This is a genomic window from Bradyrhizobium sp. USDA 3650 (assembly GCF_054057395.1).
Genome location: NZ_JBSRZG010000001.1, coordinates 2209832 through 2222957, shown reverse-complemented (window position 1 = coordinate 2222957; position 13126 = coordinate 2209832). Strand labels below are relative to the sequence as shown.

Genomic DNA, 13126 nt, shown 5'->3' with positions numbered 1-13126 from the left:
TCTTGCCTAGCCCATCCGGCGGAAGATCACGCTGGCATTCACCCCGCCGAAGCCGAACCCGTTCGAGATCGCGTGCTGCATCGGTAGCGGGCGCGCCGCACCGGCGACGATGTCGATGCCGTCAGCGGCGGGATCGGGGTTTTCGAGATTGAGCGTCGGCGGTGCGATCTGGTCGCGCAGGGCGAGCACGGTGAAGATTGCTTCCAGGCCGCCGGCGGCACCGAGCAGATGGCCGGTAGCCGATTTGGTTGCGCTCACGGCGATGCCGCGGTGACGGCCGAACAGCGCGGCAATCGCGCCAAGCTCGCTCTCGTCGCCGGCCGGCGTCGACGTCGCATGCGCGTTCAGGTGCTGCAAATCCGCAGGCGCAAGCTTGGCCTGCCGGAGCGCGATCTCCATGGCGCGCCGGGCGCCGTCGCCGTCAGGCGGCCCCGATGTCATGTGATAGGCGTCGGCGGTCGTGCCGTATCCGACGATCTCCGCGATCGGCGTCGCGCCGCGCGCCAACGCATGCTCCAGCTCCTCGATCACCAGGATGCCGGCGCCTTCGCCCATGACAAAACCGTCGCGATCGCGATCGAACGGGCGCGAGGCGCGCGCGTCATTGAACCCGCTCGACAGTGCGCGGGCCGCGGCGAAGCCGCCGAGGCTGACGATGTCGATGCAAGCTTCCGCGCCACCGCAGATCGCCACATCAGCCTCGCCCGCGCGGATCATGCGCGCGGCATCGCCGATCGCCTGAACGCCGGCGGCGCACGCCGTGACCGGTGTGCCCAGCGCTCCCTTGTAGCCGTATTTGATCGAGACGTGGCCGGCCGCGAGGTTGGCGAGGAAGGAGGGGATCGTGAACGGCGACAGCCGGCGCGGGCCGCGCTGTTCGGTGATGCGCACCGCCTCCGCCATCGCCGGAAAACCGCCGACGCCGGAGGCGATGATCGTCGCGGTTCGTTCCTGCGCTGCCGCGTCCTGCGGCTTCCAGCCGGCCTGCGCAACCGCTTCTGCGGTGGCGAGCAGCGCGAACAGGATGAAGCGGTCCATCTTGCGCTGGTCTTTCGGCGCGGCGGCCTGCGCGGGATCGAAGCCGCCGTCTGCGTCATCGGCCTTGTCGGGCACGAGGCCGGCAATGCGTGCGGGCAGCGCCTGCGACCATTCCGGCAGCGGGCGCAGCCCGCTTTGGCCGGCCAGCAGCCGGCGCCAGGACAGCTCGACACCGCAGCCAAGCGGCGATACCACGCCCATTCCCGTCACGACGATACGACGCATGTCAGTCTCCAGCCGGCGCGACGGCCGGGTTCATGGCTTTGAGCGAGGTCAGCCGTTTACGCATGAGGCGGCTCGCGCGGGGACCGGCGATGATGACCGCGTTGGTGAGCGTGATCGGCTGCATGTCGGCGGCATCGACCACGACCGGATTGAATGGACGACGATCGGAGCGGTTCGCGAGCAGGATGGCTTCGCCCTTCGGTGCGAGATGCTTGTTGCCCCAGGCGAGCAGGGTTGCGACCACGGGGAAGAAGTCCCGGGCCTTGTCCGTCAGCACATATTCGTAGCGCGGCGGCCGTTCGTGATAGCGGCGGCGGACGAACATGCCGCTTTCGGTGAGATGGGCCAACCGCCGCGACAGGATGTTCGGCGCGATCCCGAGGCTTTGCGAAAATTCGTCGAACTTCGTTGCGCCCTGGAACGCATCCCGCAGGATCAAGATGCTCCACCATTCGCCGACCGTCTCCACGGCGCGGCCGACCGGACATTCCTGGATGGAGGGGGATTTGGGCTGCATGGTTCGAAAGTAGGGAGGTAACTTTCAAAATGCAAGTGACAAGGGGCAACTTCCCCGCACGGGAGGACGAGGTGCGGGACTGCAAAACTGTCTCCGTGATCCGGATGCGAGTTGGCGAGCGAGCCTGCGCTCCTTGCTCCGTCATTGCGAGCGGAGCGAAGCAATCCAGAATCTTTCCAAGGGGGGACTCTGGATTGCTTCGCTTCGCTCGCAATGACGATGGCTATGCCGCAGCGGCAATACGATTTCAGTGGACGCCGTAGCGGCCGTCACCGAGACGGGTGCGGGTAGAACACCGAAGACGCGCGCCCTAATGCGACCGTGCCAGACAGAACGCCACGACCTGCTCCAGCGCGCTCTTCATCGGTGAGGACGGGAACAGCGCCAGCGCGTCCACCGCCATGGCGCCGTAGTGCTGGGCGCGGCTGCGCGTGTCTTCGAGCGCACGATGCTTGTTCATCAGCCCGATGGCGTGGTCGAGGTCAGTGTCGCCGATCTCGCCGCGCTCGAGCGCGCGGATCCAGAAGGCGCGCTCGGTGTCGTTGCCGCGGCGGAAGGCGAGCACGACGGGCAGCGTGATCTTGCCCTCGCGGAAATCGTCGCCGGTGTTCTTGCCGAGCTTGGCGCTCTTGCCGCCATAGTCGAGCACGTCGTCGACGAGCTGGAAGGCGATGCCGAGATTCATGCCGACCGAGCGGCAGGCGGTCTGCTCTGCTTTCGGGCGGTTGGCGATCACGGGGCCGACCTCGCAGGCGGCCGCGAACAACTCGGCGGTCTTGCCGCGGATCACGGCGAGATATTCGTCTTCGGTGGTCGCGGTGTTCTTGGCGGCGGCAAGCTGCATCACCTCGCCCTCGGCGATGGTGGCGGCGGCCGCTGAGAGAATGTCGAGCGCGCGGAGCGAGCCGACCTCGACCATCATGCGGAAGGCCTGGCCGAGCAGGAAGTCGCCGACCAGCACGCTCGCCTCATTGCCCCAGAGCATGCGCGCCGACAGCTTGCCGCGGCGCATCTCGCTCTCGTCGACGACGTCGTCATGGAGCAGGGTGGCGGTATGCATGAACTCAACGCTGGCAGCGAGCTTGATATGGCCGTCGCCGGTGTAGCCGGCGAGGTTGGCCATGGCCAGCGTCAGCATCGGCCGCAGGCGCTTGCCCCCGGAGGAGATCAAATGGTTGGCGACCTCCGGGATCATGGTCACGTCCGAACCGGTCCGCGACAGGATCGTGGCGTTGACGCGCTCCATGTCACCGGCGACAAGGGCAACCAGCTCTTCGATCGACGCGCCGGGAGTTTCGAAAGGTACGATGACGGCCACGCCGGTCTCCAATATTTGCCCCGGAAGGGCTATTCTGATGGAAAGACCATAGAAACTGGACGGGGATGCGGCAAGGGCCGTGGAACCATTGACATTTGGCGCTTAATCCCCGTCAGGCAGGAGGCCTGTGTTTTGCGAGAACTGGTTCGGACCAACGATATGGTGCTGGTGTCGGCGATCGGCGCGCTGCTCGACGGCGCCAACATCCATCATCTGGTGCTGGACCAGAACATGAGCATCATCGAGGGCTCGCTCGGCATTTTGCCGCGGCGGATCCTGGTCCACGAGGACGACGCCATCGAGGCCCGGCAGCTTCTGACCGAGGCCGGCCTCAGCCACGAACTGCGCGGCGATGAGTGAAGCCCCGGCAGACCTCACCGAGGACGCCTTTCTTGGCGGGCAATTGCGGCTGAAGCAGAAGCGGTCCGGCCATCGCGCCGGGCACGATGCCATTCTGCTCGCGGCGGCGACGGAGGCGAGGGCGGGCGACCGTGTCGTCGATCTCGGCGCCGGCATCGGCACGGCGGGTCTTGCATTGGCTCGGCGCGTTGCCGGGATCAGGCTCGGCCTGGTCGAGATCGATCCCGAGCTGGCGGAGCTTGCGCGCGCCAATGCGGCAGCGAATGCGATTGCCGCCGAGACGATCGTGCTCGACGTCACCGCGGACGCGCAGGCCTTTGCGGCGAGCGGGCTCGCGCCGGACAGCGTCGACGTGGTGCTGATGAACCCGCCCTTCAACGATCCCGCTCGCCATCGCGGTTCGCCCGATCAGGCGCGCCAGATCGCGCATGTGGCGACGGATGAGACGCTGAATGCCTGGGTGCATGCGGCGCGGCGCATCCTCCGATCGCACGGCGCGCTGACATTGATTTGGCGCGCAGATGGCATCGCGGAGGTTCTGGCGGCGCTGTCTCGCGGCTTCGGCAGTCTCGCGATTTTGCCGGTTCACGCTGAAGCCGGGCGGCTCGCGATCCGGGTGCTGGTGCGCGCAATCAAGGGCGGAAGGGCTCCGGCACGATTGTTGCCGGGCCTCGTCCTCAACGAGGAGTCACGCGTGCCCAAAAAAGAGGTGATGGATATTCTGGAGGGAAGGGCGGTTCTACCCCTGGTGGAACCGTGCTGAGCTATTGCGGAAGCGATTCCGACTGCTGCTCTTGCGGAGTCGTCAGGCGGATCGCCATGAACAGCGCACCGATCAGCAGCATCAGCAGATAGATTTTCATGGTGTTCTCCGCTGGCCCATTGCAGCCTCTCAACGGGGTTTCTGCAAAACACGTTCCGGGCCCTTCCAATGACAGTCGCGTGATAAGAAATAGTTAATCAGAGGTAACGGCATGGCCGAACAATTGAACGATCGTGAGAGTTCCGGCCTGGCCGACAAGCTCATGCAATATCTGCCGGCGCGCTTCCGTCCCGGCACGGCCGTGGTGCCGGTGGTGCGGCTGTCCGGTGTGATCGGGGCAGTGACGCCGCTGCGCCCGGGCATGACGCTCGCGACCGTTTCGCGGGTGCTGGAGCGGGCGTTTTCGACGCGTAACGCCAAGGCGGTGGCGCTGGTGATCAATTCGCCCGGCGGGTCGCCGGTGCAGTCGCGCCAGATCTACCTGCGCATCAAGCAACTCGCGGCGGAGAAGAAGCTGCCGGTGCTGGTGTTCGTCGAGGACGTCGCGGCCTCCGGCGGCTACATGATCGCCTGCGCCGGCGACGAGATCATCTGCGATCCGTCCTCGATCCTTGGTTCGATCGGCGTGGTCGGCGGCAGCTTTGGTTTCCAGGAGGCGATCAAGCGGCTCGGCATCGAGCGGCGTCTCTACACCGCCGGCGCGCACAAGGCGATGCTCGACCCATTTCTTCCTGAAAATCCTGACGACGTCGCCAAGCTGAAGGCGCTCCAGCGCGAGATCCACCAGATCTTCATCGCGCTGGTGAAGGAGAGCCGCGGCGCGCGGTTGAAGGGCTCCGACGACACGCTGTTCACGGGCGAATACTGGGCCGGCGGGAGTTCGATCGCGCTCGGGCTCGCCGACAGCATCGGCGATCTCCGCTCAACTCTTCGTGCCCGCTTTGGCGAGAAGGTTCTCACCCCCGTGATTGCCCAGCCGACCGGTCTGCTCTCCGGCCTTTTGGGCCGGAAATCGCCCGGCGCGGGGCAGCTTTCGGCCTTGGAATCAATGGCCGGCCTGCCGGACGACCTGATCTCGGCGGTGGAGACGCGCGCGATCTGGGCGAAATTCGGGTTCTAGGCGGAGCCCTGCCGCGCCATTTGGCCCCAAGGAGACTTGAAGCCGTGCCAATTGCGGCGCGGCCCGGTCTGCGCAAGAATGCGCGTGGGGGCTGAGCATTGTGAACAAGGAACGACCGATGCCGCCGTTCGTCGCATTCGCGGGCGTCCTGGGCGGGCTTGCCGTGGTCCGCTGGGCCTACAAGACCGCTGTCAGGATCAACCAGGAGCTGGAGGAGATGCGCCTCTCACGCGTCGCCGAGGCCGCCCATAGGGGGGCCGTCCAGACCCTGAAACAGGATCCGGTGACCGGAGCCTATCGGCCGGGTTAGCCGGCGTCTTTCTTCCGGGTTCGATGCTTCGCATCGCCCCGGAATGACGCCATTCAACCCCTTCACCTTGATTCCGACCCCTGCCGTCGATACGGTCCCGCGCGATTCAACCCCCCGCGAGAGCCCGATCTGACGATGGACGCCTCCTTGCCCGCCCATATGCGCCCGGAACGCTCGTTCCAGGGTTTCATCCTCGCGCTCCAGCGGTTCTGGGCCGAGCAGGGCTGCGTGATCCTGCAGCCCTACGACATGGAGATGGGTGCGGGTACCTTCCATCCGGCGACTACGCTGCGCGCGCTCGGGCCAAAGCCCTGGAACGCGGCCTATGTGCAGCCCTCGCGGCGGCCCAAGGACGGCCGCTACGGCGAGAATCCGAACCGGATGCAGCACTACTACCAGTTCCAGGTGATCATGAAGCCATCGCCGCCGAACCTTCAGGAGCTGTACCTGAAGTCGCTCGCCGCGATCGGCATTGATTCCGCCGTGCACGACATTCGCTTCGTCGAGGACGATTGGGAGAGCCCGACTCTGGGCGCCTGGGGCCTCGGTTGGGAGTGCTGGTGCGACGGCATGGAAGTCAGCCAGTTCACCTATTTCCAGCAGGTCGCGGGTGTCGAATGCGCGCCGGTCGCGGGCGAGCTCACCTACGGGCTCGAGCGCCTCGCGATGTACGTGCAGGGCGTCGATCGCGTCTACGACCTCAACTTCAACGGCCGCGACGGTGACGCCAAGGTCACCTATGGCGATGTCTTCCTGCAGGCCGAGCGGGAATATTCGAAGCACAATTTCGAAGTCGCCGACACCGCGATGCTGTTCGAGCAATTCAAGATGGCGGAATCTGCCTGCCGGAAATATCTCGAGGCCGGCTGGAAAGATGGCAAGCGCGAGGCCCATCTGATGTCGCTGCCGGCCTATGACCAGTGCATCAAGGCGAGCCACGTGTTCAACCTGCTCGACGCGCGCGGCGTGATCTCGGTGACGGAGCGGCAGAGCTACATTCTTCGCGTGCGCGAATTGGCAAAGGCTTGCGGCGAGGCCTGGATACATACTGAAGCGGGCGGAGCGGCCTGATGCCCGATCTTTTGCTTGAACTGTTCTCCGAAGAAATCCCCGCGCGCATGCAGGCCAAGGCGGCCGACGATCTGCGCCGCATGGTCACCGACAAGCTCGTCGCCGAAGGCCTCGTCTACGAGGGCGCGAAGGCTTTCGCGACCCCGCGCCGCCTTGCGCTGACCGTGCACGGCATCCCTGCGCGCCAGCCTGACCTGAAGACCGAACGCCGCGGACCGAAGATCGGCGCGGCCGACGCGGCCGTGCAGGGTTTTCTGAAAGCGACGGGTTTGACGTCGCTGGACGAGGCCAAGATCCAGCGCGACCCGAAGGGCGACTTCTACATCGCGCTGATCGAGAAGCCCGGCCGCGACGCGATCGACGTGCTCGCGGAAATCCTTCCCGTGATCATCCGCACCTTCCCCTGGCCGAAATCGATGCGCTGGGGCGCGCGCTCCGGCAAGCCGGGCTCGCTGAGCTGGGTGCGTCCGCTGCACGCGATCACCGCGACGTTCGGGCCCGAGACCGAAGAGCCCGATGTCGTCAAATTCTCGGTGGACGGCATCGAGGCCGGCCAGACCACCTACGGCCATCGTTTCATGGCGCCGGCTGCGATTTCCGTGCGCCGCTTCGAGGACTACGAAGCGAAGCTGAAGGCCGCAAAAGTCATCCTCGATCCGCAGGCGCGCAAGGACATCATCTTCGCCGACGCCAAGGAGCTGACCTTCGCGCAAGGGTTCGAACTGGTCGAGGACCAGGCGCTGCTGGACGAGGTGTCCGGCCTGGTCGAATGGCCCGTCGTCATGATGGGATCGTTCGAGCAAGAATATCTCGCGATCCCCGAAGAGGTGATCCGCGCCACCATCCGCAACAACCAGAAGTGCTTCGTCGTCAGGGATGCCAAGACGGGCAAGCTGACCAACAAGTTCGTTCTCACCGCCAACATCGAGGCGCCCGACGGCGGCAAGACCATCGTCGCCGGCAACGAACGCGTGATCCGTCCGCGCCTGTCGGACGCGAAGTTCTTCTATGAGACGGACTTGAAGACGAAGCTGGAAGATCGGCTGCCGAAGTTCGAGCAGATCGTGTTCCACGAGAAGCTCGGCACCCAGGCCGCGCGTATCAAGCGCATCGAACGCCTCGCCGCCGAGATCGCGCCGCTGGTCGGCGCCGATGTCGCCAAGGCGACGCGGGCCGCGCATCTGGCGAAGGCGGATTTGTTGACCGAGGTCGTCGGCGAATTCCCCGAGGTGCAGGGCCTGATGGGCAAGTACTACGCGCTGGCCCAGGGCGAGGACGCCTCTGTCGCCGCGGCTTGCGAGGAGCACTACAAGCCTCAAGGCCCTTCTGATCGTGTGCCGACTGATCCGGTCAGTATTGCTGTGGCGCTCGCGGACAAGCTCGACACGCTCGTCGGCTTTTGGGCGATTGACGAGAAGCCGACGGGCAGCAAGGACCCGTATGCGCTGCGTCGCGCGGCGCTGGGTGTGATCAGGCTGATTGTCGAAAATGAGCTCCGACTGCCTCTCTATCAGCTTGCCATATTCCACTCACTCTTTTTCGCAGAGCGCACGCTTTCCACATTCGAGCACATGGTCGCAAAGAAGGCGGCGTCGCTGGACTTTGTTGTTCCAGGACTGTCTGAAAAATTGGCACAGCGCGCACGCGAGATCGCTCGTTCGGATAGCGTGTTGGAGAGCGGCCTGGAGCATTTCCAGGCGGTGGTCCAAGATGTAATCACCTTCTTCGCCGACCGCCTGAAAGTCCAGCTCCGCGAGCAGGGCGCGCGGCACGATCTCGTCGATGCCGTGTTCGCGCTCGGCGGCCAGGATGACCTCCTGATGATCGTCCGCCGCGTCGAGGCGCTCGGCAAATTCCTCGAGACCGACGACGGCAAGAATTTGCTCGCCGGCATCAAGCGCGCGAGCAATATCCTCGGCATCGAGGAGAAAAAGGACAAGCGCAGCTTCGACGGGGCGCCCGATGCTGCACTCTACAGTCTCGGCGAGGAGAAGGCGCTGGCCAAGGCGATCGGCGAAGTGAAGGCGGAGGCAAGCGCTGCTGTCGCGAAGGAAGACTTCGCTGCTGCAATGAGTGCGATGGCCAAGCTGCGCCCGCCGGTCGATGCGTTCTTCGAGAAAGTTCGCGTCAACGACGAGGATGCGAAGGTGCGCGAGAACCGGTTGAAGCTGCTCAACGAGATCCGCAGCGCCACGCGTGCGGTGGCGGATTTCTCGAAGATCCAGGATTGATCGCGGTTTTGGCGCAACTGAACACCGTCATGCCCGGGCTTGTCCCGGGCATCCACGTCCTTCTTCGCTCGTGGAGACGCGTGGATGGCCGGGACAAGCCCGGCCATGAGGTCGGAGTTGGTGGCCGCAATCCCTATGCGCGAAGAGTGCCCACACAAAAAGCCCCGCCCGGCGGGGGGAGGACCGGGCGGGGCCTGATGTCCGACTCTACTGCTCGCGTCAGCCTGATTGATGTGACGCGCCGGACACCTAGTCGATCCCTGAAAGCGCTAGTCCATCACCTCGACGATGCGCCGCGAGCGCGGCTCGACCAATACGGTCTCGCCGTTCACGACGGTATAGCGATAGGTGGTGGCGCCGAAACGCTGCGGCACGTCATAATAGGTGACGCCGCTTTCAGGTAAGGTGGCACCGACCACCACGCGATCCGGGATGCGGAAAGCCGGCACACGTTGTTCGACGACATAGTCGCGGAAAGCCGGCCGCTGCTCGACTGCGATGGTCGGGCCGCTGTCGACGACGACGGGCGCGCGTCCCACGGTGACGCTGCTTTGCGCCTGCGCCGCAAGGGGCGAACCGATCGCGGCCGCGAGCGCTGCAAGAGCAAGAATCCTGTTCCGCATGGGCAACTCCTTCGAGAAGGTTTTCGGGAAGCGCCGATGGCGCGACCGGTTGCCAATGCATGCGTCTCCGCGATGTTCCGGAAAACGCCCGCCGCATTCGCGGCATTTTCGGGCTGTTTTCGCGGAGCCGGGAACTCGTGCGCGCCCAGTGCGTCTCTACCCGCGGAACTCAGTCCGCTATGATCCCGCCGCGATTCGCCCCCACCCCACGGAAAGAAAATTCATGCACATCACCGTCGCCCACATCTCGCCGATCTTGTCGCTGCTTGCGGGTGTGCTCATCCTGATCATGCCGCGCCTGCTGAACCTGATCGTCGCGATTTTTCTCATCATAAATGGTGCGATCGGGCTCGGATTGTTGAAGTGGCTCCATCTCTAGGCCTTCATTCTACGGAACTCTTCGACTTGCGCGGACCTGCCCAAAGTGGTGTAAGGCCCGCAATTACCCATTCCTCTCGCAGGTTGTGTGCAAGCTATGGCCAAAGCCGCCTCGAAAACTTCAGCGAAAATGCCAGCGAAATCAAAGTCCTCCGCCAAGGCGAAAGCCGCGCCGGCGGCCCGCAAGGCACTTGCCAAACGCGCCCCGAAGCCAGTGGCCAAGGCCGCTGTTAAGCCGGTTGCCAAGGCTGCTGCCAAGCCGGCTGTGAAGCCTGCCGCCAAGTCGGTTTCCAAGTCGATTTCCAAGGCTGTTGCTAAGGCACCGACGAAACCGGTTGCGCCGAAGGTTGCCGTGAAGCCGGCACCGAGCAAGGCTGCTTCAAGCAAGGCCGTGCCTGTTGCGGCCAAGGCCGGCAAGTGGGTGTTCACGTTCGGCGACGGCAAGGCCGAGGGCAAAGCGGAGATGCGCGACCTGCTCGGCGGCAAGGGCGCCAACCTGGCCGAGATGGCCAATCTCGGGCTGCCGGTGCCTCCTGGCTTCACCATCCCGACCTCGGTCTGCACCTACTTCTACGCGCACGACAAATCCTATCCGAAAGAATTGAAGTCGCAGGTTGAGAAGGCGCTCGACCATGTCGGCAAGTTGACCGGCAAGGTCTTCGGCGATTCCAGGAACCCGCTGCTCGTCTCCGTGCGTTCCGGCGGCCGCGCCTCGATGCCGGGCATGATGGACACGGTGCTCAATCTCGGCCTCAACGACGAGACCGTGGAAGCGCTGTCGGAACTGTCGGGCGATCGCCGCTTCGCCTATGACAGCTATCGCCGCTTCATCACCATGTATTCGGACGTGGTGCTCGGCTTCGAGCATCATCATTTCGAGGAAATCCTCGACACCTTCAAGGACAGCCAGGGCTACACGCTCGACACGGATCTCACCGCCGACGACTGGGTCGATCTGGTCGGCAAGTACAAGGACGCGGTCGCGCGCGAAACCGGCAAGGATTTTCCGCAGGATCCGCACGACCAGCTCTGGGGCGCGATTGGCGCGGTGTTTTCATCCTGGATGAACGCCCGCGCGGTGACCTATCGCAGGCTGCACGACATTCCGGAATCCTGGGGCACCGCGGTCAACGTGCAGGCCATGGTGTTCGGCAACATGGGCGAGACCTCGGCGACCGGCGTTGCCTTCACGCGCAATCCCTCGACCGGCGAGAGCAAGCTCTACGGCGAGTTCCTGATCAACGCGCAAGGCGAGGACGTGGTCGCGGGCATCCGCACGCCGCAGGACATCACCGAGGAAGCGCGCAAGGACTCGGGCTCCGACAAGGCGTCGATGGAATCGGCGATGCCGGAGGCCTTCAAGGAGCTGACGCGGATCTACACGCTGCTCGAGAAGCACTACCGCGACATGCAGGACATGGAGTTCACGGTCGAGCAGGGCAAGCTCTGGATGCTCCAGACCCGCGGCGGCAAGCGTACTGCCAAGGCGGCGCTGCGCATCGCGGTCGAGCTCGCCAATGAAGGCCTGATCACCAAGAAGGAAGCGGTGACGCGGATCGACCCGGCATCGCTCGACCAGCTGCTGCATCCGACCATCGACCCCAACGCCAAGCGCGACGTGATCGCGACCGGCCTGCCGGCTTCGCCGGGTGCGGCGTCCGGCGAGATCGTGTTCTCCTCGGACGAAGCGGCAAAGCTTCAGGCCGACGGTCGCAAGGTGATTCTGGTCCGGATCGAGACCAGCCCCGAAGACATCCACGGCATGCACGCCGCCGAAGGCATCTTGACCACCCGTGGCGGCATGACCTCGCATGCCGCGGTGGTCGCGCGTGGCATGGGCAAGCCCTGCGTCTCCGGCTGCGGCACCATCCGCGTCGATTACGGCCGCGGCACCATGAGCATCGGCTCGCGCACCTTCAAGACCGGCGACGTCATCACCATCGACGGCTCGCTCGGCCAGGTGCTCGCCGGCCGCATGCCGATGATCGAGCCCGAGCTGTCCGGCGAGTTCGGCACGCTGATGAAATGGGCCGACCAGGTCCGCAAGATCGGCGTGCGCGTCAACGCGGACACGCCGGAGGACGCGCACACCGCGATCAAGTTCGGTGCGGAAGGCATCGGCCTCTGCCGTACCGAGCACATGTTCTTCGAGGAGACGCGTATCCGCACGGTGCGCGAGATGATCCTCTCCGAGGACGAGCAGTCGCGCCGCGCTGCGCTGGCAAAGCTGCTCCCGATGCAGCGCGCCGACTTCGTCGAGCTGTTCGAGATCATGAAGGGCCTTCCCGTCACGATCCGTTTGCTTGATCCGCCGCTGCACGAGTTCCTGCCGCACACCCATGCCGAGGTCGAGGAAGTGGCCCGCGCCATGAACACCGACCCACGGCGCCTGGCCGATCGCGCGCGCGAGCTGTCGGAGTTCAATCCGATGCTCGGCTTCCGCGGCTGCCGCATCGCGATCGCCTATCCCGAGATCGCCGAGATGCAGGCGCGCGCGATCTTCGAAGCGGCGGTCGAGGCCGAGAAGCGCACCGGCAAGGCCGTTGGCCTCGAGGTGATGGTGCCGCTGATCGCCACCAAGATGGAGCTCGACCTCGTCAAGGCGCGCATCGATTCCACCGCGAAGGCGGTGATGCGCGACACCAACACCAAGCTGACCTATCAGGTCGGCACCATGATCGAGCTGCCGCGCGCTTGCCTGCTCGCGGCCGAGATCGCGGAGAGCGCCGAGTTCTTCTCGTTCGGCACCAACGACCTCACGCAGACCACCTACGGCATCAGCCGTGACGACGCTGCGAGCTTCCTCGGGACTTACGTGTCCAAGGGTATCCTGCCGATCGATCCCTTCGTCGCACTCGACCAGGAAGGCGTCGGCGAGCTCGTCAAGATCGGCGTCGCACGCGGCCGCAAGACGCGCGCCTCGCTCAAGGTCGGCATCTGCGGCGAGCACGGCGGCGATCCTGCCTCCGTCGCCTTCTGCCACGCGATCGGCCTCGACTACGTCTCCTGCTCGCCCTACCGCGTTCCGATCGCCCGCCTCGCCGCCGCGCAAGCTGCGCTCGGCAAGGCGGTGGCGAGCCAGGCGTAAGCTAAGCGGCGAGTTGAAATGTTGAGAGCGAAAGAGGCGGGGCAAACCCCGCCTCTTTCATTTTGCGCACCGCTCTTTCCACGC

Annotated in this window: 12 protein-coding genes; 8 read left to right on the top strand and 4 right to left on the bottom strand. The window is 65.0% G+C overall.

The genetic code is table 11. The features are described from left to right. Window positions 1-6: 6 nt before the first annotated feature. From fabF to ACVIN2_RS10550, 3 genes are all read right to left on the bottom strand, one after another. Entirely contained in the window at window positions 7-1263 is a 1257-nt protein-coding gene (gene fabF / locus ACVIN2_RS10560; protein WP_456765568.1) for a beta-ketoacyl-ACP synthase II, read from the bottom strand. Between the two features lies 1 nt (window position 1264). After that, window positions 1265-1780, bottom strand: a complete 516-nt coding sequence (locus ACVIN2_RS10555; RefSeq protein WP_456765567.1) for a winged helix-turn-helix transcriptional regulator — start codon at window positions 1778-1780, stop codon at window positions 1265-1267. A gap of 310 nt (window positions 1781-2090) precedes the next feature. Next, entirely contained in the window at window positions 2091-3098 is a 1008-nt protein-coding gene (locus ACVIN2_RS10550; protein ID WP_007594965.1) for a polyprenyl synthetase family protein, read from the bottom strand. 132 nt (window positions 3099-3230) lie between these two features. On the opposite strand from ACVIN2_RS10550, the gene ACVIN2_RS10545 reads away from it, so the two are divergent. The 6 genes from ACVIN2_RS10545 (at window position 3231) to glyS (ending at window position 8953) form a co-directional block, all read left to right on the top strand. Then, the gene (locus ACVIN2_RS10545; RefSeq protein ID WP_007607161.1) at window positions 3231-3458 is read left to right on the top strand and encodes a putative signal transducing protein; all 228 of its coding nucleotides are present in this window, start codon (window positions 3231-3233) and stop codon (window positions 3456-3458) included. Further along, window positions 3451-4221, top strand: a complete 771-nt coding sequence (locus ACVIN2_RS10540) for a tRNA1(Val) (adenine(37)-N6)-methyltransferase (protein WP_456765566.1) — start codon at window positions 3451-3453, stop codon at window positions 4219-4221. The genes ACVIN2_RS10545 and ACVIN2_RS10540 overlap by 8 nt, the downstream gene beginning before the upstream one ends. 211 nt (window positions 4222-4432) lie before the next feature. Continuing rightward, window positions 4433-5341, top strand: a complete 909-nt coding sequence (locus ACVIN2_RS10535; protein ID WP_456765565.1) for a S49 family peptidase — start codon at window positions 4433-4435, stop codon at window positions 5339-5341. Window positions 5342-5459: 118 nt separating this feature from the next. Next, on the top strand, window positions 5460-5651 hold the full coding sequence (locus ACVIN2_RS10530) for a hypothetical protein (RefSeq protein WP_007607173.1): 192 nt from the start codon (window positions 5460-5462) through the stop codon (window positions 5649-5651). Window positions 5652-5786: 135 nt separating this feature from the next. Continuing rightward, window positions 5787-6722 carry a glycine--tRNA ligase subunit alpha gene (locus ACVIN2_RS10525; protein WP_456765564.1) on the top strand — a complete coding sequence of 312 codons (936 nt, stop codon included), beginning with the start codon at window positions 5787-5789 and terminating at the stop codon, window positions 6720-6722. Further along, complete coding sequence (glyS, locus tag ACVIN2_RS10520; protein WP_456765563.1) at window positions 6722-8953, top strand: glycine--tRNA ligase subunit beta; 2232 nt, start codon at window positions 6722-6724, stop codon at window positions 8951-8953. The genes ACVIN2_RS10525 and glyS overlap by 1 nt, the downstream gene beginning before the upstream one ends. Window positions 8954-9222: 269 nt before the next feature. On the opposite strand, the gene ACVIN2_RS10515 is transcribed toward glyS, so the two are convergent. Further along, window positions 9223-9576, bottom strand: coding sequence for a DUF1236 domain-containing protein (locus ACVIN2_RS10515; RefSeq protein WP_007594952.1), 354 nt, complete (start codon window positions 9574-9576; stop codon window positions 9223-9225). Between the two features lie 223 nt (window positions 9577-9799). Here ACVIN2_RS10515 and ACVIN2_RS10510 point away from each other — a divergent pair, with 223 nt between their 5' ends. Both ACVIN2_RS10510 and ppdK read left to right on the top strand, forming a co-directional pair. Further along, complete coding sequence (locus ACVIN2_RS10510; RefSeq protein WP_007594951.1) at window positions 9800-9955, top strand: DUF3096 domain-containing protein; 156 nt, start codon at window positions 9800-9802, stop codon at window positions 9953-9955. Window positions 9956-10051: 96 nt separating this feature from the next. Continuing rightward, window positions 10052-13042 carry a pyruvate, phosphate dikinase gene (gene ppdK / locus ACVIN2_RS10505; protein ID WP_456765562.1) on the top strand — a complete coding sequence of 997 codons (2991 nt, stop codon included), beginning with the start codon at window positions 10052-10054 and terminating at the stop codon, window positions 13040-13042. Window positions 13043-13126: the final 84 nt, after the last annotated feature.